The 20,554-nt window shown below is 45.8% G+C and carries 18 protein-coding genes and 3 tRNA genes; 5 read left to right on the forward strand and 16 right to left on the reverse strand.

Going from position 1 to position 20,554, the window contains the following annotated elements; genetic code table 11:
- Nucleotides 1–41: 41 nt before the first annotated feature.
- Nucleotides 42–1,340: an HlyC/CorC family transporter gene (locus CWI78_RS02710; protein WP_126780011.1), complete on the forward strand. Its 1,299-nt coding sequence runs from the start codon at nucleotides 42–44 to the stop codon at nucleotides 1,338–1,340.
- Here the strand turns inward: CWI78_RS02710 and CWI78_RS02715 are convergent.
- Both CWI78_RS02715 and gshA read right to left on the reverse strand, forming a co-directional pair.
- Nucleotides 1,337–1,975, reverse strand: coding sequence for a transglycosylase SLT domain-containing protein (locus CWI78_RS02715; RefSeq protein WP_126780013.1), 639 nt, complete (start codon nucleotides 1,973–1,975; stop codon nucleotides 1,337–1,339). The two genes, CWI78_RS02710 and CWI78_RS02715, sit on opposite strands and share 4 nt — an antisense overlap.
- Before the next feature lie 122 nt (nucleotides 1,976–2,097).
- Nucleotides 2,098–3,711 (reverse strand): glutamate--cysteine ligase, encoded by a 1,614-nt coding sequence (gene gshA, locus CWI78_RS02720; RefSeq protein WP_126780015.1) that lies wholly within the window; start codon nucleotides 3,709–3,711, stop codon nucleotides 2,098–2,100.
- Nucleotides 3,712–3,879: 168 nt separating this feature from the next.
- On the opposite strand from gshA, the gene CWI78_RS02725 reads away from it, so the two are divergent.
- Complete coding sequence (locus CWI78_RS02725) at nucleotides 3,880–6,480, forward strand: response regulator (protein ID WP_126780017.1); 2,601 nt, start codon at nucleotides 3,880–3,882, stop codon at nucleotides 6,478–6,480.
- Between the two features lie 9 nt (nucleotides 6,481–6,489).
- A complete protein-coding gene (locus CWI78_RS12905) occupies nucleotides 6,490–6,663 on the forward strand; it encodes a hypothetical protein (protein ID WP_167468592.1) in 174 nt (57 codons plus the stop codon).
- Here the strand turns inward: CWI78_RS12905 and CWI78_RS02730 are convergent.
- The 9 genes from CWI78_RS02730 to CWI78_RS02770 all read right to left on the reverse strand — a co-directional run bounded on the left by CWI78_RS02730 (nucleotide 6,660) and on the right by CWI78_RS02770 (nucleotide 13,936).
- Entirely contained in the window at nucleotides 6,660–7,787 is a 1,128-nt protein-coding gene (locus CWI78_RS02730) for a sodium ion-translocating decarboxylase subunit beta (protein WP_126780019.1), read from the reverse strand. The genes CWI78_RS12905 and CWI78_RS02730 overlap by 4 nt on opposite strands.
- 1 nt (nucleotide 7,788) lies before the next feature.
- The gene (gene oadA, locus CWI78_RS02735; protein WP_126780021.1) at nucleotides 7,789–9,585 is read right to left on the reverse strand and encodes a sodium-extruding oxaloacetate decarboxylase subunit alpha; all 1,797 of its coding nucleotides are present in this window, start codon (nucleotides 9,583–9,585) and stop codon (nucleotides 7,789–7,791) included.
- Nucleotides 9,585–9,845 carry an oxaloacetate decarboxylase subunit gamma gene (locus CWI78_RS02740; RefSeq protein WP_126780023.1) on the reverse strand — a complete coding sequence of 87 codons (261 nt, stop codon included), beginning with the start codon at nucleotides 9,843–9,845 and terminating at the stop codon, nucleotides 9,585–9,587. The genes oadA and CWI78_RS02740 overlap by 1 nt, the downstream gene beginning before the upstream one ends.
- Nucleotides 9,846–10,000: 155 nt before the next feature.
- Nucleotides 10,001–10,077, reverse strand: a tRNA-Arg gene (locus CWI78_RS02745).
- 21 nt (nucleotides 10,078–10,098) lie between these two features.
- A tRNA-Arg gene (locus tag CWI78_RS02750) sits at nucleotides 10,099–10,175 on the reverse strand.
- Nucleotides 10,176–10,196: 21 nt separating this feature from the next.
- Nucleotides 10,197–10,289 (reverse strand) — tRNA-Ser (locus CWI78_RS02755).
- A gap of 163 nt (nucleotides 10,290–10,452) precedes the next feature.
- Entirely contained in the window at nucleotides 10,453–10,641 is a 189-nt protein-coding gene (csrA, locus tag CWI78_RS02760; RefSeq protein ID WP_126780025.1) for a carbon storage regulator CsrA, read from the reverse strand.
- A gap of 148 nt (nucleotides 10,642–10,789) precedes the next feature.
- Nucleotides 10,790–13,387 carry an alanine--tRNA ligase gene (gene alaS, locus CWI78_RS02765; RefSeq protein ID WP_126780027.1) on the reverse strand — a complete coding sequence of 866 codons (2,598 nt, stop codon included), beginning with the start codon at nucleotides 13,385–13,387 and terminating at the stop codon, nucleotides 10,790–10,792.
- 81 nt (nucleotides 13,388–13,468) lie between these two features.
- Nucleotides 13,469–13,936 carry a regulatory protein RecX gene (locus tag CWI78_RS02770; RefSeq protein WP_126780029.1) on the reverse strand — a complete coding sequence of 156 codons (468 nt, stop codon included), beginning with the start codon at nucleotides 13,934–13,936 and terminating at the stop codon, nucleotides 13,469–13,471.
- Between the two features lie 50 nt (nucleotides 13,937–13,986).
- Between CWI78_RS02770 and CWI78_RS02775 the strand changes: the two genes are divergently transcribed.
- The gene (locus CWI78_RS02775) at nucleotides 13,987–14,706 is read left to right on the forward strand and encodes an SIMPL domain-containing protein (protein ID WP_126780031.1); all 720 of its coding nucleotides are present in this window, start codon (nucleotides 13,987–13,989) and stop codon (nucleotides 14,704–14,706) included.
- A 107-nt stretch (nucleotides 14,707–14,813) separates the two neighbouring features.
- Nucleotides 14,814–16,622, forward strand: a complete 1,809-nt coding sequence (locus CWI78_RS02780) for a tetratricopeptide repeat-containing diguanylate cyclase (RefSeq protein ID WP_126780033.1) — start codon at nucleotides 14,814–14,816, stop codon at nucleotides 16,620–16,622.
- Nucleotides 16,623–16,626: 4 nt separating this feature from the next.
- Here CWI78_RS02780 and CWI78_RS02785 read toward each other — a convergent pair whose 3' ends face one another.
- The 5 genes from CWI78_RS02785 to CWI78_RS02805 are packed head-to-tail and all read right to left on the reverse strand — an operon-like array spanning nucleotide 16,627 to nucleotide 20,547.
- Nucleotides 16,627–17,667, reverse strand: a complete 1,041-nt coding sequence (locus CWI78_RS02785) for an agmatine deiminase family protein (RefSeq protein WP_126780034.1) — start codon at nucleotides 17,665–17,667, stop codon at nucleotides 16,627–16,629.
- Nucleotides 17,668–18,528 (reverse strand): 23S rRNA pseudouridine(2605) synthase RluB, encoded by an 861-nt coding sequence (gene rluB, locus CWI78_RS02790; RefSeq protein ID WP_126780036.1) that lies wholly within the window; start codon nucleotides 18,526–18,528, stop codon nucleotides 17,668–17,670. It abuts the gene before it with no gap.
- Nucleotides 18,528–19,100, reverse strand: a complete 573-nt coding sequence (gene scpB, locus CWI78_RS02795) for an SMC-Scp complex subunit ScpB (RefSeq protein ID WP_126780038.1) — start codon at nucleotides 19,098–19,100, stop codon at nucleotides 18,528–18,530. The genes rluB and scpB overlap by 1 nt, the downstream gene beginning before the upstream one ends.
- Entirely contained in the window at nucleotides 19,081–19,896 is an 816-nt protein-coding gene (locus CWI78_RS02800; protein WP_126780040.1) for a segregation and condensation protein A, read from the reverse strand. The genes scpB and CWI78_RS02800 overlap by 20 nt, the downstream gene beginning before the upstream one ends.
- A gap of 27 nt (nucleotides 19,897–19,923) precedes the next feature.
- On the reverse strand, nucleotides 19,924–20,547 hold the full coding sequence (locus CWI78_RS02805; RefSeq protein WP_126780042.1) for an L-threonylcarbamoyladenylate synthase: 624 nt from the start codon (nucleotides 20,545–20,547) through the stop codon (nucleotides 19,924–19,926).
- Between the last annotated feature and the right edge of the window lie 7 nt (nucleotides 20,548–20,554).

Genomic DNA, 20,554 nt, shown 5'->3' on the forward strand with positions numbered 1-20,554 from the left:
TCTACATTGTCACACTCACAGTTTAATTAAGGAACAAAGCGTTGGACGAGATATCAACGAGCCTATTGCTCGTGATTTTAGCCGTACTGTTATTTTTATCCGCATACTTCTCTGGCTCCGAAACTGGCATGATGTCAATCAACCGGTATCGGCTACGCCATCTAGTACAAAATAATCACCCCGGAGCCAAACGAGTCCAGTACCTGCTTGATCGTCCTGACCGGTTGATAGGCCTTATTCTAATTGGCAATAACCTGGTCAACATTGGTGCATCTGCTATCGCCACCATTCTTTGTCTGCGCTGGTTTGGCGATGCCGGGATCGTTATCGCCACTTTCGGTTTAACCTTAATTATTCTGATTTTTTCTGAAGTCACCCCCAAAACCATTGCGGCACTGCATCCTGAGCGTATTTCTTTCCCCAGCTCTTTGATTTTGCTGCCTCTGCTGAAAGTCATGTATCCCATTGTTATTGGCATGAACTTTATTACCAATTCCTTTATGCGGATGTTGGGCGTGAATCCAAAGCAATCACAAATGGCAGATGCCCTGAGCTCAGATGAATTACGCACAGTGGTTAACGAAGCCGGAAACCTGATTCCTACCTCGCACCAGGAAATGTTGGTCAGCATTCTCGACCTTGAAAAAGTCACGGTCGAGGACGTTATGATCCCCCGTAATGAAATTGTCGGCATTGATATTAGTGACGACTGGAAGTCTATTGTTAAGCAACTATCAAACGGGCAACACACCCGCGTTTTGCTTTATCGCAACGAAATAGATGACGCTATCGGCTTTTTGCATGCGCGAGATGTGATGCGGCTAATGAGTAAAAATCAGTTTACCGCTGACAAATCCATTTTAGTCCGAGCAGCTCGCGACAGTTACTTTATTCCAGAAGGAACGCCACTCAACGTACAGCTACTTAAGTTTCAGCGCCGTAAAGAAAGGATTGGCCTGGTAGTCGACGAATATGGAGATATTCAGGGCTTAGTGACTCTGGAAGATATTTTAGAAGAGATTGTCGGCGACTTTACGACCTCTATGGCCCCTGCTCCAAGTGACGCAGTTACTCTGGATAATGACGGCAGCTTTTTAGTTGATGGCTCAGCTAACTTGCGTGAACTCAATAAAGAAATGGACTGGGAATTTCCAATTGACGGACCCAAAACACTGAGTGGCCTTATTATTGAACAGTTTGGTGATATCCCGGATGCCCGCTTATCACTTCGTTTAGGCGGATACCCGGTGGAACTTGTCGAAATTGGCGACACCATGATCAAACAAGTCCGAGTACTACCTAACCTATACCAGCGGCCAACCAGTCAATCCAATGACTAACCAAAAAATAAACGCCACAGCCAACCGTGTTTTAAATCTTCTTCGCACTTATTAAGCTGTGCGGCATAAGTCATCGAGCGACTTTTAACAACTCGGGATACTTTTACCAGCCAAGGCTTCTTTAAATAAGACTTGCGCTGGTAGCCTCCCCAGCCCTCATGATAATTAAGGTATTGTCCGTAGGCATCCCACTTCGATACCCCATTAATTTTATAAGTTTTTGAAATAAACCAACCCATAAAGTCTATCGCGTCTTCAAAGTCATCACGGCTGGCCCAGCCATTACCGGTTTCGCGTTGATAGTCTTCCCAGGTCATTGTCTTGGCTTGCGAATAACCGTAGGCAGAGCTCACTCTTCCCCACGGAATAAAACCTAATAAATAGTCTCTAGGTGGTAAGGCATTATGCTTAAATGAGCTTTCCTGGTACATCATAGCCATGGGTACGTGAATAGGAACTCCCCAGCGATCCCGAGCATCGGCTGCAGCATGATACCAATCTCGATGTTCCTCAAAAATATGACAGACATTTTCAGGGTTGGCTGGCGGCGGCGTCGCACAGCCTGTTAACGTCGCTAACACGAAGGCGCTGACCAATACTTTAGGCTGGGTAAGGAGAAAAAGTTTTATTGCCATTGAACTTTATTCACTCAGTTAACTCTCAGTAATTGAACACAAGCTGTTGCTGAGAAATGCATTCATGTTCATCCCCTGAACGTTTTATTTAACGCAGTCCTAATGGGCTGCGTTTTTTTATGTCAGTCAGATGCCTGACCCGTTCTCGCCGCTTGTTTGAAATAATTTGCCAGGAAAGTGTCGAAATCAACGTTGTTATCCTGTAAATAACGATCGTCAAAAGCCCGCTCTGATTGCAGAGCCCATTTGGCAAAGTCTTGCGGCTCATAGTAGCTGAGCTGCTGATTATTTAATTGGTCACGGTATTGTTTAGCTAGCTGCATACCTAAACTACTATTATCCCGATTTTCTTCTTTGAGCAAGCCTAAAATTTGACCCGACAAAGTTCTTTCAGGATTCAGTACCCACTCATATAAATCAGCTAAGTGATTTTGGTAACTTTTATCACCCGAGCTCTCATCTAAAACTTTCGCAAGCGGTGTGAAGTCTGCAAATAACTCCTCCAGCCAGTCTGCCATTAACCGTTCATTGCCATTTTGCTGCAAGCTTAAACGGGGATCACGTCCTTGCATAACCACTTTAGTAAAGTTTTTATCTGCCTGTTGCTGCTGCTCCCAGCTCATCTTGTCGCTTGGTTGCAGCAAACAATACAACAACATGAGGTCAAGGAAATGCATCTGCTGCGCAGTAATGCCAACATCGCTAAAGGGATTCACATCCAGCGCTCGAATTTCAACATACTCTACCCCGCCCCGCTCTAGTGCCTGGCTTGGTGTTTCCCCATCACGTGCGGTTTGTTTTGGCCGAATGGGTGAATAAAATTCATTTTCTATCTGGAGGATATTATCGTTAAGCTGACGATAATCGTCGCCTATTTTTACACCAATTTTCGAAAACTGCTGAGACGGTGTGGTAATCGCCCGGCGCAATCCTGAAACATATTCCTGCAATGAATTGTAAGTTATCTTAAGTGTTGCCTGCTCTTTGTTGGTATAACCTAAGTCACTCATGCGCAGCGAAGTGCCATAAGGCAAATAAACGGTTCCTTTACCAACGGTATCAAAGTCCCATTTCTGCAAGATTTCTTCATTATTGGTCTGACTAAAGAAAGATTTGCATAAGGCCGGCGACGCCCCGAACAGATACGGAATAACCCAAGCAATACGTTTAAAATTGCGAATTAGGCCAAAGTAGCGTTCTGTGCGGAAATCCTGTTTGTCGCTAACGCCTTCAGCCTCAGACAATTCTTCCCACATCTCTTCAGAGACAGAAAAATTATAATGGACTCCGGCAATCACCTGCATCGTGGCGCCATAACGATAGGTTAAGCCTCGACGATAAAGACTTTTCATTCGTCCGGAATGTGAGTCACCATATTTAGCAATACGGATGTCATTATCAGAACCGATATAACAAGGCATGCTCATTGGCCACAGTAGCTCATCGCCAATGGCTCTATAAGTTACCCGATGAATATCACGAAGCTGTTCCAGCGTGGTTTCAATATCGGTTGAAACCGGCGTGATAAACTCAAGCAGGTTCTCTGAATAATCGGTTGTAATAGTTGGGTGAGTCAGAGTTTTACCCAGCTCCTGCGGGTGGTCGCCAGGTGCCAGCGTTCCATTCTCTTTTATGCGCAAAGCTTCACGTTCAATACCACGTTGAATGCCCTGCCAAACTGCCGTTTTCCCCGATTGCTTAAGCTTTTCGATTACTGCTTGAAATGTTGCTTGCAAAAGACAACTCCATTCACTGAGACGGATAGTTTTCTGCCGATCAGCTTACTGGTAATTCGCTCAAAGGTCTATGTTTGTTACTGTTAATTTACGCACATAACTTGGCGATTCAGGCTCAACGTGGCAGACTACATGCCGTTTATATAACCACTCGGTTACGGACTAACCATGAATTCATTCTGGACCTTTTTACAGCTCATTTTCGTTATTCTCCAAGTAACCAGTCTGGCGTTATACGCATTGCTGCCAGCTCCCTGGAGTGACACAGCGTTAGTTGCGATGATTCTGTTCAGTTTGATCATTGGCGTTGTTATTTGGTGGTGGTCCCGTCGTAATGCCTTAACCGCTCCTTTTCGTCAGCCTTTTTTATCATCTGATTCTCTGCAGCTATTTGAGCAAGTCTTTAATGACCTGCCAACCCGTGTTTATTGGCGCGACCCTCAGCTCAACTTACTAGGCGGAAACCGGGCTTTTGCCAACGACTTTGGTATTGCACCTGAAGATCTGGCAGGTAAATCAGACGCCGAAGTCGAATCGCTGGCTAGCAATGAGGTTTTACTGGAACGAGATAAAAGAACCTTTAGCCAGAAATCCCCTTCTGTCAACGCAGAAATAGAATTAAAGGTTAATAGTAAAAGCCAATGGGTGGAGCATTCCAGCGTTCCGCTTTACGACGACGATCACAATATTATCGGTATTCTTGGCAGTTACTACGATATATCTGGAATTAAGTCGGTTGCAGAAGAAATGGAAAAAGCCAAAGAAACGGCTGAGCGTGCAAACCAGTCGAAAGGGGAATTTTTGGCTAATATGAGTCATGAAATTCGCACGCCAATTAACGCCATTGTGGGCATGGCTAATCTGTGCCTGAAAACCGAGCTTAGCCAAAAGCAAAAACGCTATATCAAAGTTATTGACTCATCTTCCCAGGCTTTACTCGGCGTTATCAATGACATTCTCGATTTCTCAAAAATTGATGCCGGTAAATTGACCGTAGAGCGTATTCCTTTCGACTTGCAGGACGTATTAACCTCATTAGCTGATATGTTCGCTTACCGAGCTTACGATAAGGACCTCGAGTTCATTATTAACTTGCCGGCAAATATCCCGACTCGTTTAATCGGTGACCCACTGCGGTTAAATCAAGTTCTGGTTAACTTGATTAGTAACGCTATTAAGTTTACTGAAGATGGTGAAATCAACGTAGCGGTTAACTTGCTCGACAGCTCTCAGGACAGTGTTTTATTGCGCATCTCGGTGACCGACACCGGCATAGGAATGGATGAAGAACAACGAGCTAACCTCTTTAAAGCCTTTACCCAGGCTGATACTTCTACAACCCGGAAATATGGCGGTACCGGGCTCGGCTTAGCTATCTCCCGTCGCCTTATCTTACTCATGGGCGGTGATATCGGCGTAACCAGTGCGTCTGGTCAGGGCTCCACTTTCTACATTGAAGTTGAGCTGCCTCTGCAAACTGAGCAGGACAACAGTCACCATCAGTACCTTCTGAAAAAGTTGACAGGTGTTCGCATTCTCGCCATTGATGACAATTTAAGTACTCGGGAAATGCTCTACGAAATGCTGCGCAGTTACCAGGTTGACGTCAAAGTTTGTCGTACAGCAGAGCAAGCGCTTCAGGTCTTTCAGCAATCTGTCGAAGAAAGTTCCCCATACCAGTTGGTTTTGGTCGATTGGCGTCTACCCGGCATGGACGGCCTGGAGTTTTGCCAAAAGATTACCGAGCGCTATGACGATGACACTCGTCCTAAACTTACTCTGGCAACGGGTTATTATGCTGAAGAGTTATCAGAAAAAGCAAAACAAGCGGGCGTCAATGACATCATTTCAAAACCCTTTACCGCGTCAACCTTAGGTAGAAGCCTGACCTCGACGTTATTTCAACGTGAACTCCCCGATGCGAACGATGCCGACAGTGGTGATGGCATCCCGGAAAGTATTCTGCGAGCACCTATTTTAGTGGTAGAGGACAATGAGATTAACCAACAAGTCGCCAGGGAAATCCTCTCAAGTCATAAGTTTAAAGTAGATATAGTAGAAAACGGGCAGTTAGCAGTAGAAGCCGTTCATAACAAAAATTACTCGCTGGTATTAATGGATATTCAAATGCCGGTCATGGACGGGCTGAAAGCGGCACAAACAATCCGCGCCGACTTCAATTACCAACAGCTTCCTATTCTGGCAATGACGGCCAATGCAATGAGTGGTGATGAAGAGCGTTCACTTGCCGCAGGTATGCAAGGGCATATTGCCAAGCCAATTGATGAACAACAACTGATTAAAGCCATTATTAAATGGGCGGTCCCGGGTGACTACACCAATAACCAACAACCAGAAACATTACCAGACCCCACGCCGGAAGAGGTTACTAAACCGCCGGTTCGCATCCCACAAGTGAAAGGTATTGAGTTTGAAGCGGCGTTGAAACGCTTACAGTATAATGTTGAGCTTTATCTCAAGTTAGTAGAACAGTTGTATGAAACCTATCAGGGCAGCGCGACAAAGGTTTCTGACTTTATTACCCGCGGTCAGCATGAAAGTGCCCGTCGCTATTTTCACTCCCTAAAAGGAGCAGCCGCAAACCTCGGTTTTACTCAGTTGCAAAACAAAGCGGCTGATCTTGAGCAATTTATGGCAGATGGAAATATTGATAAGGTCGCAGACCAAATTACTGAACTGGAAAAACGTTTACGTTATGCTCATCAGGCGGCTGTCGACCTAGAAGCTATTCAGCAACATCAGTCTTAAGGAATTGCTATGACCCGATACTTTTTTATTATTCCGTTACTACTCAGTCTGATTTGGTTGCTGTATTTGCGCGCTAATGGCTGGAGTATTAAACAAGGTTACAAAGGCTTTGTGTATATTGCGGTGATAAGCGCTGTCATCGCCGCTTTTTACACGGCGATGATGTTTCTGACCGGACGTTAAACCAATGCCAGTAAAACGCCCGCTGCAACGGCTGAGCCTAAGACTCCGGCCACGTTAGGTCCCATAGCATGCATCAGCAGGAAGTTTTGCTGATTAGCCTGTAAACCAACTTTATTGACTACCCGGGCCGCCATAGGCACAGCTGAAACCCCGGCAGCGCCAATCAATGGATTAATTGGATCTTTACTGAACTTACCCATCAACTTCGCCATTAAAATACCACTGGCAGTACCAATGGAAAATGCCACTGCACCTAATACCAGAATACCTAACGTCTGGAAGCTGAGAAATTGCTCCGCCTGCAGTTTAGAGCCAACGGCCAAACCGAGGAAGATGGTCACAATGTTAATCAGCTCGTTCTGGGTCGTTTTTGTTAAGCGTTCAACCACACCGGATTCACGCATTAAATTACCCAGGCAGAACATACCAACCAAAGGCGTTGCTGAAGGTAAAAACAGCAAAGTTAAGCCCATGGCTATCAGCGGAAAGAAAAGTTTCTCACGGCGAGCCACCGGACGTAGCTGCTCCATTTTAATCTCTCGCTCAGCCTGAGTGGTTAGCAGCTTCATTATTGGCGGCTGAATAATAGGTACCAACGCCATATAAGAATACGCCGCTACAGCAATTGCGCCCAATAAATCAGGTGCCAGCTTTGAGGCCAGGAAAATAGCAGTGGGTCCGTCAGCCCCGCCAATGATTGAAATTGCCGCAGCATCGGACATAGAAAACTCGATGCCCGGTATGCCGTTCAGAGCAATAGCACCAAACAAGGTTGCAAAGATACCGAACTGAGCAGCGCCACCCAAAAACAACATTTTCGGGTTTGCTAATAAAGGCCCGAAATCGGTTAGTGCCCCAACCCCCATAAAAATGAGCAGTGGGAACACACCAGTATCAATACCAACGCTGTATACGTAGTAAAGAACCCCACCAGGCTCGGTAAAGCCGCCTAATGGAATATTGGCCAGTATTGCGCCAAAGCCAATAGGTAATAGTAATAAAGGTTCAAATTTCTTTGAAATTGCCAAATACAATAACAGCCCGCCAACAATAATCATGCTGAACTGGCCAAATGTCATCGCGGCAATGCCGGTGGTTTCCCATAAGGTCTGCAACTTATCCATATTAGCCTACCGTCACCAAAGCATCACCGACGGTCACCGCGTCACCTTCTTTTACATGAAGAGTCTGAACTTTGCCGTCTTTTTCCGCTTTAATATCGGTTTCCATCTTCATCGCTTCCAATACCAATACGACGTCACCAGCTTTAACCGTTGTCCCTTCTTTGGCGACAACCTTAAAAATATTGCCAGCCAGCGGCGCTTTAATGGTTTCACCACCACTAGAGTTTTCCTCACCGGATGAGTCTGGCTGCGTTTCAGCTGACGATGCCGGCTTCACGGAATCTAACTGACCGGTAGATCCTACTTTGACGTTATAGCGTTTGCCGTCTACTTCAACGTCGTACTGCTCGACACCGCCCGTTGTAGCAGGAGCTTCTTTCTCTTTGCTATGAGCTTTTTCTTCGGAATCTTCACTCGGCACAGGTTCAAAAGCATCTGGGTTATCGCGATTTTTCAAAAATTTCAAACCAATTTGCGGGAACAGTGCATAAGTCAGAACGTCATCCACAACGTCATCAGCAAGACGAATATCTTCATCAGTTGCTTTATCTTTAAGCTCTTTCGTTAGTGCATCCAATTCATTGTCCAGCAAATCTGCCGGACGACAGGTAATAGCTTCCTCACCATCCAGAACTCGTTTCTGCAGATCTTTATTCACCTCGGCTGCAGTCGCGCCGTATTCACCCTTCAAAACGGCCGCTGTCTCTTTAGAAATATTGGAATAACGTTCACCGCTCAATACGTTTAGAACCGCCTGAGTCCCTACTATCTGAGATGTTGGTGTCACCAGGGGAATAAAGCCAAGGTCTTCGCGTACTTTGGGAATTTCTTCCAGTACTTCATCAAATTTATCCAAAGCGCCCTGCTCTTTCAGCTGGCCTTCCATGTTGGTCAACATGCCGCCCGGAACCTGAGCCAGAAGAATGCGCGCATCAACACCTTTTAAAGAGCCTTCGAATTTCGCATACTTTTTACGAACTTCACGGAAATAAGTGGCCACTTCAGCCAGATCAGGCAGAGACAAGCCAGTATCCCGGTCCGTATTCTCTGTCATTGCAACCAAAGTTTCTGTCGGTGAATGACCATAAGTCATGCTCATTGACGAAATCGCTGTATCCAGCATATCAATGCCGGCATCGATTGCTTTTTGATAGGTTGCCACACTTAAGCCGGTCGTAGCATGACACTGCATAGCAATCGGCAAATCGGTGTTTTTCTTCAACGCACTAACCAGTTCATAGGCGTCGTTAGGTCTTAATAAACCGGCCATGTCTTTAATGAACAACGAGTCGCAGCCTAAATCTTCCAGTTCCTGTGCCATTGCTACCCATTTATCCAGAGTGTGAACCGGACTGACGGTATAAGCCAGTGTTCCCTGCGCATGGCCGTCTACATCTTTTGCTGCTTTAATAGCTGTTTTTAAGTTACGAACATCGTTCATGGCATCAAAAATACGAAAAACATCAACGCCATTTTCTTTGGCTCGTTCAATAAAGCGCTTTACAACATCATCCGCATAATGGCGATAACCCAGCAGATTTTGGCCTCTGAGTAACATTTGCTGACGCGTGTTAGGCATCGCTTTTTTCAGCTCACGAATACGCTCCCATGGGTCTTCACCCAAATAACGAATACAAGAATCAAAGGTTGCTCCGCCCCAGGATTCCATTGACCAATAGCCGATGCTGTCGAGCTTTTCGGCAATAGGTAACATGTCTTCCAGACGCATACGCGTTGCGAGTAGTGACTGATGCGCGTCACGAAGTACCAACTCTGTCAGTAACAGGGGCTTACTCATTATGATTTCTCCTTGTTATTCGCTGCTTTCGTGCCATTGCGATAGTGATGGATGGCAGCTGAAATGGCAGCCAGTACCGCAGGAGGTGCTGTATCAGAGCTTTTATCTTCGACTGGAGTGTGACTACTGGCTACAGCCTCAGGTGTTGGGATCAAGCGTTTCATCACACCCATGGCAACGACCAGTAGGCAAAGAAAGATAATGACTGCGCCCATACCAACGAGCATGAGTTGCGCAGCTTGATTGAGTAGTTCCGACACGAAACACTCCTGATTGGTTGCTAAGGTATTGTTATAAAATTATTAAATACTATGGTAGCAAGTCATGCAAGGAGATACAGCAGTAAATAATGGGTATTCAGAGATTAAATGCGATTAAAAATTAGACTAGAAGGGAAAGTAAAGATTTAGAAGAATGGCGCGCTCGGGAGGACTCGAACCTCCAACCGCCTGGTTCGTAGCCAGGTACTCTATCCAGTTGAGCTACGAGCGCGTATTCAGATTAGTAACAATGTGGCGCGCTCGGGAGGATTCGAACCTCCGACCGCCTGGTTCGTAGCCAGGTACTCTATCCAGCTGAGCTACGAGCGCGTATTGTTACTATAAAACGACTGGCGGAGAGGGAGGGATTCGAACCCTCGATAGGGCTACAAACCCTATACTCCCTTAGCAGGGGAGCGCCTTCAGCCACTCGGCCACCTCTCCAAATCGTTGTGGCGTGAATTCTAGCGATGTTGGCAATAATGTCAATCGCTTTTTTAAAAACTCGGGTCTAAGTGTGGGATAATTGACCATCTCGCGTGAATTTTCTGCAAAATGGGCAAAAACATAAAAAAAGACCGGCTTTCGCCGGTCTTAGTCTAAAAGATTATTCTTTCTCTTGCTCATCGTCCTTTTCGGACTGAATACGCATATAGATTTCTTCGCGATGAACGGAAACGTCTTTCGGGGCATTAACACCAATACGCACTTGGTTTCCCTTGACGCCGAGAACAGTGACCGAAACATCATCACCTATCATCAATGTTTCACCTACACGGCGAGTTAAAATTAGCATAAATTGCTCCTTCAATACTGTTCCGATTCTTACCGCGAATATCGAACTTTTCCCTGAACTGTCGTACGCAGTCTACCAATACTGAGAGCGATTACACTATAACGAAGCGCATAATTCTTCGTTGTGTTTTCAACTCTTACAGCAACAGTTACAACTGTTGCTGCAACCAAGTCGTAGCAGTAGCCAGAGCCTCATTCAATTGTTCCGGGAGTGAACCACCCGCTTGGGCCATGTCCGGACGACCACCGCCCTTACCGCCAACCACATTTGCCGCTTGGTTCACTATATCTCCTGCTTTAACTTTAGACGTTAAATCGGTAGTAACGCCAGCTATTAAGCTGACTTTATCACCATTTGCAGTTCCTAATACTACGATACCCGAACCAATTTGGTTCTTCAGATCATCAACTAATCCTCGTAAAGATTTAGGATCGGCCTGTTCTAACTCAGCAATTATTACTTTAATGCCATTGATATCAACAGCCTGGGCAACTAAACCACCACCGGCCTGTTGAGCCATTTTTTTCTGTAACTGATCATTTTTACGCTCTAATTCTCTGAGTTTAAGTTGCAAGTGCTGCACTTTATCAGCCACAGCGGTCGGTTCAGTCTTTAACTCGCCAGCAAGGTGCTGCAATACACTTTGCTGTTGTTGAGTATAACGTATTGCGGCTTCGCCAGTTACCACTTCAATACGCCGTACGCCCGACGCTATACCACCCTCAGAGGTTATTCTGAATAAGCCGATGTCACCTGTAGCTTTAACGTGCGTACCACCGCAAAGCTCCATGGAGAAGTCACCCATACGCACAACTCGCACTTGCTCATCATACTTTTCGCCAAACAAAGCCATAGCGCCAGCTTCTTTTGCTTCATCAATCGCCATTAACTGAGTTTGCAGTGACAAATTAGCCCGAATTTGTGCATTAACTTCACGTTCAAGCTGAGCTAACTGCTCATTTGTGACAGGCTCAAAATGAGAAAAATCAAAGCGCATTTTATCAGCTTCAACTAACGAACCTTTCTGCGTAACGTGCTCACCTAACAAGTTTCTGAGCGCCGCGTGAAGCAAGTGAGTTGCCGAATGGTTTCGTTTAATATTTTCCCGGCGTTCTGAGTCAATTTCAGCTTTTACACTGTCATTTAACTTCACGGTTGCCTTTGCGACACCATGATGCGCTATCGCTTTGCCAATATACTGAGTGTCTGTCACTTCAAATACTGAACCATTTGAAACCAAAACACCTTTATCACCAATCTGACCACCACTTTCTGCATAAAACGGGGTTTCTGATAAAACAACGATGCCAGTTTCGCCCGCTTGTAATTGATCTACGGGCTTTCCTTCTTTAAAAAGCTCAACAACTTTTGCTTGCCCGGCAATATCATCGTATCCCGTAAATGCTGTTTTGTTCTTTGACTTCAGCTGTTGGTTGTAATCCATACCAAACTGCGATGCTTGTTGCGCACGCTGACGTTGCTCTGACATAGCCTGCTCGAAGCCCTGCTCATCAACTGTCAATTCATACTCACGCGCAATATCCGCAGTTAAATCAACCGGAAAGCCATAGGTATCATAGAGTTTGAATACCACATCACCCGGTATAACCTTGCCTTTAAGTTGTGTAATTTCGTCCGATAAAATCGCCAGACCACGTTCCAACGTCCGGGCAAATTGTTGTTCTTCGCGTTCCAGCGCGTCTTTAATAACTTGCTTCTTCTGCTCTAATTCCGGATACGCATCGCCCATTTGGCGGGCTAATTCGTCTACTAAACGGAAGAAAAAGGTGTCTTTTGCACCCAGCAAATGTCCATGTCGCACGGCGCGGCGAATAATACGACGCAGGACATAACCACGACCTTCATTTGATGGCATAACCCCATCAGCAATCAGGAATGAACACGAACGAATATGATCAGCAATTACCCGCAACGATTTATTATCAAGATCATCAGTACCAATAATTTCTGCGGCTGATTTAATCAGCGCCTGGAACAAGTCTATTTCATAGTTGCTGTGAACGTTCTGCATAATCGCAGAAATGCGCTCAAGCCCCATTCCTGTATCAATAGAAGGATCCGGTAAAGGCTCTAAAGTACCGTCGGCCTGACGGTTATATTGCATAAACACCAGATTCCAAATCTCAATGTAACGATCGCCGTCTTCTTCCGGCGTACCCGGAGGACCACCCCACACTTCTTCGCCATGGTCATAAAACACTTCGGAACATGGACCACAAGGGCCCGTATCGCCCATGGACCAGAAATTGTCTTTTTCACCAATGCGAGAAATACGGTTTTCTGGTACGCCAATGTCTTTCGCCCAGATGTCGTAAGCTTCATCATCTTCGATAAACACCGTGACCCAAAGCTTTTCAGCCGGCAGCTTCAATTCATTAGTCAAAAAATCCCAGGCGTACTGTATAGCCTGCTTTTTGAAGTAATCACCAAAGCTGAAGTTACCCATCATTTCAAAAAACGTATGATGTCGAGCCGTATAGCCAACATTTTCAAGATCGTTGTGCTTACCACCGGCACGCAAGCAACGTTGAGCCGCAGTCGCTTTATTGTAACGGCGTTTGTCAGTACCCAAGAAAACGTCTTTGAATGGAACCATCCCCGCATTAGTGAATAATAAGGTGGGATCGTTACCAGGAATCATTGATGCTGACGGAACTTTTTCGTGTCCTCGTTCAGCAAAGTAATTTAAAAATGCATCACGAATTTGGGCACTGCTCATGCTCATATTGAGTCCTACTTTTCTTAACTGAGTGACTTTGGGTCAATGTTTTAGTACTCTTAGAATATCACGAAGTAGCCGTCTAGCCTAGCGTCGTGGTCGATTGACGCAAGCGAAAATTTGCTCCGGAGTAAAGCCCCGTTGCTGTAAAAAGCGCACCTGTCGGCTCCACTCTTTTTCATCGGCGGGGTCATCATCACCAAACTTTTTTTGTTTGAGCTCTGCACACAATTCAAACCAGTCGATCTCCATCGCATCGAGCAGCTTCTCCGCAATGTCAGTGGCAATTCCTTTTTGTTGAGTCACCTGCGCCATAATTTTTAACCGACCTTGCTTTTGTCCTACTTTTTCTCGGATAAAACTTGTGGCAAACCGTTCATCACTTTGCCAACCTTCTATATTAAGTTCTTCAACGACACGCTTGACCATATCTGCAGGCCACTGCTTCTGTATTAATTTACGTTTTAATTCAGTACGACTCTGTTCACGTCTTGCCAGCAGCCTAAAAGCACTGTCCCGTAACGCTCTTTCGTCATACTCTGAACTTTCGTCCATGATTAATACTCCAACGCTTAACTATGGAATTCGATTTAAGGATGCTTAATATGACTCACAGTCACTCAAAATCAAGGTTTCTCTTAGTCAGTCTTGCTTTTCTTACAGCATTATTTGCCACTGTCACTCAAGCTAATGAACGCACATTATCAACATCCGGCACTGGCAGTGTATCGGCTGTTCCGGATCAGATGACACTCACATTCTGGATCGAAGAGCGAGGTAATAAGCTCAGCTCGCAAAAAACTCTGGTCGACGAAACGACCAACCGTTTGATCAAAGATTTAAATAATAAAGGAGTGGACGATAAAGACATACGCTCCTACCAGTTACAAATTTATCCTCGTTACGAACAAAACGACGATGGCAAAACCGAGCAAAACGGGTTTGTTGTTCAGCGAGAAGTTCAGGTGACCTTATTAGAACCAGAAAACTACGACAGTATTATCGATCTCGCTTTAGCGCGCGGAGTCACTCGTGTTGGTCAAATTAATTTTGAGATTAGTGATCAACAAGGCTTATATGAACAAGCGCTTATTAATGCCTACAAGCAGGCAAGAGCAAAAGCTCAACGTTTGGCGACTTCTGCCGGGCTTGAACTTATTGGAACCTTAAATATTGCGGAGCAGTCAATGTCACGGCCGGTCGTAATGCAAATGGCTGAGGCAAGCAGTCGCTCAGATAAAGTGTCTTTACCTGGTCAACAAACCATTGAAGCTCGTGTTGAAGTCACCTTCTCAATTCAAAGCCAGGAAAGCTCTAATAATTAAATTATTGCTATGCTGTGCACTCGGAGTAAGATAGTTGATACTTCAACATTTTTTTAACAGTCAGGGTCGTTTTGTTCCAAAAAATCCTTAACATTTTATTTATTATAATGCTGGTAGCCACTCCGTTGGTAGCAGCCCAGGAGTGGCAACAACAACGCGTTGATGCCAGTAGTAATCCCGATGTATGGATCAAAAAAACCTCTGAACTGATAGACAAATACGATAACCAACGTCAATTTGAAGAACTGGCTATGGCCTATGCGCTGCAAGCAGAAGCTTACCGTTATTCTGGTAACGAAAGTGAGGCGCAAAAAGCCATCCAGGAAGGCTTACGTTTTGCTGCGTTGGCTGAATCAAAAGTTGCAAAAACTCTCCTGAAAATGAATCAGACCTGGTATTTCCTGCAAAGAGGTCAACTCCGGCAAGCGAATGCCAGTATTGTCTACGCCATAGAACACGCCAAAGAATCCGACAATAAAGACTTGCAGATTGAAGCTGACATTCTGCACGCCCAGGTAATGCAAAATACCGGAGATATTGCCAGAGCGCTTCAAATTCTGGAGCAACTTAACCGTGAGGCTTATACCGCCCGACCACGTCTGCAAATGGAATTCCACGCACTCATTGGCTCTATTTACATGGATGTCGGAGCCAATGATATTGCGTTAACGCATATACAGGATGCTCTGGAAATAAGCCGTGAACATCTTGGAGAGTGGGATGTATCCGTACTAGAGTATAACCTCGCCCGGGCCTACCAAGGCGCGGGAAACGACAAACAAGCCGAGCAGCACTATAAAACGGCTTTAGAAATTAGTGAGGCGATTAACGATGACCTGGGCGTTGCTTACGCACTGTTTCAGATGGCCTCTATGGATATAGAAGAGGCCGATTATCAACAAGCCCTAATGCGCCTGAATAAAGCGCTACCTCAGTTTAAATCGGCCGGGGCACACCCAATGGAAGCCCAAAGTCGCTTGAGTATTGTGTCAGTCTATTTAGGAACCCAGGAACTCGACAACGCGTTCAGCCAGTTAGAATCTGCAACCTCTGTCATCAATACACTGACCGATGATAAGTTGCACCAAAATCTACACGAGCGCTGGTCTGAGTATTATCAAAGCCAAGGGAACTACGAAGCCGCGCTTGAGCATTACAAAACATCCGTAGACTACATGCAAAAAGTGCAAAAGCAGACTCGGGATAAACAGGTTCAGGAAATTATGGTGCGCCTGGAAATAAAAGAACAAGAAACCACCAACGAACTATTAAAGAAAGAAAACGAATTACAGCAACTGGAACTGCAGGAGCAGCAAACTTCATATTACCTGCTGATATGGATTATTATCTCAGGCTTCTTAGTCGTAATTATCGTTTCAGCCTTTTTATACCAACAGTGGCGTGCTCGTAAGAACTTTGCCGAGCTAGCACTAAAAGATGACCTGACGAATGCGCCGAATCGGCGGGCTATCGTGCGCATTTGTAAAAAAGGCCTGGAACAAGCCCGAGAACAGCAGCGCCAACTGGCTTTAGCCGTCATAGACTTTGATCATTTCAAAACAATCAATGACCAATTCGGTCACGATGTGGGTGATCATGTCTTACAGCGTTTTGCGGAAGTTGCCAAACTCAGTCTGCGAAACCAGGATAGCTTTGGTCGCCTGGGTGGTGAAGAATGGCTACTGGTCTTTTTTGATGTCAGTAAAGAGGACGCTAAGAACATCTTTGAACGTATTACAGACAAACTGAATAGCAAACCTATCGAAGGTCTCCCGGACGACTACCGAATCACCTTTAGCATGGGCTTTACCAACGCTCACCCAGAAGATGATTTCGATTCATTGTACAAACGTGCAGATAATGTCTTGTTTGAAGCGAAAGATAAAGGTCGCGAACGCCTCATCATTACCGATTAAGCTCTTATTCAATTGCTGATGAGGGCAGGTTATGGCTAATACAATGTAAGCCCCCGCCACCTAAAACAAACTCGCGCGCATCAAAAGCAATCACTTGCCGCTCGGGTAGCGCCCTGCAAATGGCTTGCAAAGCGTTATGATCGGTCGCTAACCCAAATTGGGGCACGACCACCAATTCGTTAGTTTGTAGAACATTCACATAACTGCACAACAATGGCAGATCAACCGTTCGCTCTAAACTCAAGCGGGTTAACTCGATACCCAACCTTTCGTCTTTGGTTGCTAATTGAGGGAGTGGTAATGGTAGCGGAATCTTTTTAATAGACTCAGGCAACTCTCTCACCTTATTTTTCAATAATTGACAGGTTTCATAATCAGGGTGTGTTTCATTATCGGTAGTGGCATACAACAAAGTATCGGAATCCACAAACAACGCCATGTTATCAATATGTCCGCCAGTTTCATCCGCGCTCAAAGAGCCTTCAAAAAAATACAGACACTGCTCAGGCAACAACTGACCTAATGCTGATTTAATTTCGTTGCCCGTTAATTCCCGGTTTCGTCGCTTAAGACACGTCAAACCGACTAACCAACAACCATTGCCGTTATGCGTAAAGGCACCACCCTCAGCAATCAGGTTGCTTTGATGTAGAGGGCGTTTTAACTGAGTACATAGCTTCCTGGCAAAGCACTTATCTGCCGCAATCGCTTGTTGAATACCGCCCCAACCATCAAAATCAAATGACAACGCTTCCAGCCCACTTTCCGTGTGCCGCCACAGCGGTCCAATATCACGAAGCCAGATATCGTCGTAATCAATTTCAATGCAGTGAACAGGCTTTAAAGTGCGGGGAAAGTCACTGCCCAAATTAGCAGGGACAACAAGCGAAAAAAGAGTATTATCAGGCAACTGCGCGATTAATTTCAGCAAAGCCTTACGAGCAGGCTCGGCCTTCTCCCGCCACACGTCGTTTCGATAAGGCCAGGCTAATAAAATACGCTGGTCTGCCGAAAAATCAGGTAACCAGCGCTCAGTCGTTGCCACTTATTTACCCCGGCGTTTACTCTGCTTTTTATCCTGGCGATGACGGGCTGTCGCTTTACGGATTTTCGCAAAACGCCGTTGTTTAGACTCTTCATGGCGAGGATCGAGGAACGAATGTTGCTCCGCTGGCAAGTTTACCTGCGCTCTTAACACATTAACCTTAGGCAGTGACATTTCCGCCCAACCACCTTGTGGTAGACCGGCTTCCAGAGGGATATCGCCATAACGAACACGAATAAGACGACTCACCTGCACTTCCTGAGATTCCCAAAGACGGCGAACCTCACGATTACGTCCTTCACTGATGGTGACATGGAACCAACGGTTCATGCCGTCACCACCTGCTGGTTTTATGCTATTGAAATGTGCCGGACCATCTTCCAGCTGAACACCTTTTCTCAGGCGCTGCATCATGGCTTCATCAACTTCGCCAAAAACACGTACCGCGTATTCCCGCTCAACCTGCTGACTTGGGTGCATCAGGCGGTTAGCCAGTTCACCATCTGTCGTAAACAACAACAAACCAGACGTGTTCACATCCAGACGCCCTACCGCCACCCAGCGCGCACCACTCATTCTTGGTAAACGGTCATACACCGTCGGACGCCCTTCCGGGTCCTTGCGGGTGCATAGCTCGCCCTCAGGTTTGTGATAAATCAGGACACGACAAATGACCTCTTCTTCCGGTTTAATCTGAACCTCATGGCCATCAATACGCACCTTGGCATCGGCGTCAATACGCTCGCCTAGCTGTGCGACTTTGTTGTTCACTCGAATTCGGCCAGCGGAAATTTTTGCTTCAATTTCACGGCGTGAACCATGTCCAGATCGGGCTAAAACCTTTTGTAATTTCTCGGTCATTACGAATCATCTCTCTCGTTAGTCGCTGTCTCAGCGGTACGTTCATCATCTTCACTGAGTGTATCAATATCAGGCAGTCCCGATAAATCACTCAAATTAAAATCATCTAAAAAATCGTCAGTGCTGGCATAAAGTTGAGGACGTCCAGGCACTTCTTTGTGCCCGACTACCTTCACCCAGCCTCGTTCCTGCAATGTTTTCATAATTTGACTACTGACACTCACACCGCGTATTTGTTCAATTTCGCCACGCGTAATGGGCTGCCGGTAAACAATCAAAGCCAAAGTTTCCAATAACGCATTGGAGTAACGAGGCGGCTTTTCCTGCCAAAGTCCTGCCAGCCGTTGGCCTAACTCTGCCCGTGTCTGAAAACGGTAACCCGAAGCCACCTTAACCAGTTCAATACCACGTTCTTGGTAATCCGACTGCAGCTCTTTAAGTTGCTGCTTTATCGTGGTTAACGACGCTTCCCCTTCATTGAGCAAAAGCTGATGCAGTTGTTCAGCCGATAGTGGCTGCGGGTGCGCAAATAAAGCTGCTTCGATAAGTTGTTTAAGCTGTAACGGATTCATCTTGATTGTGCTGTCTCAAACTCAGCCGAATATCACTCATAGGTTCCACTTGTGACAATTCTACCATTGATTCTTTCACAAGTTCTAAAATTGCTAAAAAACTCACCACTGCCCCAGCGCGTCCCTCTTTTCGCGTGAATAGCTGACTAAAAGAAACGTATTTTTTATTGCTGAGCAATTCCAGAACCTGGCTCATTCTTGCCCGCGTAGACAGTTGCTCTCGCTTTATTTGATGATGTGCTTTTAGCTCAACTTGTTGTAAAACACGGCTAAAAGCAAGCGTTAAGTCTTCAAGAGTAACTTCCGGTGGCACAGCCGTTACCCACTGGCGTGCATTCGTCTCAACCTCACTTAGCAATATATCCCGTCCCACCTGCGGTTGCTGTTCAATATATTCAGCACCCTGACGTATCGCCTCATATTCTTGCAGACGACGGATAAGCTCCGCTCTTGGGTCCTCTTCCTCATCGTCGGCCTGAGGTGGCTTCGGTAATAACAGTCGACTTTTAATTTCAGCCAGAATTGCCGCCATCACCAAATAGTCTGCCGCCAACTCCAGTTTTAGCTCTTTCATCATGTCCACGTACTCGACGTACTGTCGGGTAATGGCCAAAATTGGCATATCAACGATATCGAGTTTTTGCTTACGAATTAAATACAGCAACAAGTCCATCGGGCCACTGAAAGTGTCGAGTATAACTTCCAGCGCGTCCGGCGGAATATAGAGGTCTTCCGGTTTTTCTATCACCGGCTCGCCACGAACAAAACCTAAAGGCAGTGACTGTTGTTCAGCCATAATTAACTCAACTGCCTACCTAAGTCATTAGAAGTCAAAAGGTTCTACGTCTCCCGAGCCTTCACGACGGATGGTCGGTGCGCCCTCAGATAGATCGACAACCGTGGTTGGCTCTTCACCCTTGTGACCACCATCAATAATCAAATCCACCAACTTCTCCAGCTTTTCCCTAATCTCTTCCGGATCAGACTCTGCCGCTATCCCTTCTCCCAGAATGAGACTGGTCGACATTAACGGTTCATTCAGCTCTTCCAGCAAAGCCATTGCTATACGGTTGGTCGGAACCCGAATGCCAATGGTTTTCCGTTTAGGATTCAGGAGCCGCTTGGGAACTTCTTTAGTACCTTTCAGAATAAATGTATAAGGCCCCGGCGTATTATTTTTCAATAGCCGGAAAGCATCGTTATCTACTCTGGCGTAAGTGGAAAGCTCGGATAAGTCACGGCACATTAAGGTGAAGTTGTGATCCTTATCGATTTCGCGAATACGACAAATACGATCCGCTGCCGCTTTATCACCAATTTGGCAGCCAATGGCATAACCCGAGTCAGTAGGGTAAACCACCACCCCACTTTTACGAATAATTTGAACTGACTGTTGAATCAAACGTGCTTGAGGATTTTCCGGATGAATTTCAAAATATTGACTCATAATCGCC

Origin of the sequence: Idiomarina ramblicola, assembly GCF_003987255.1 — a bacterium.
GTDB classification, from domain to species: domain Bacteria; phylum Pseudomonadota; class Gammaproteobacteria; order Enterobacterales; family Alteromonadaceae; genus Idiomarina; species Idiomarina ramblicola.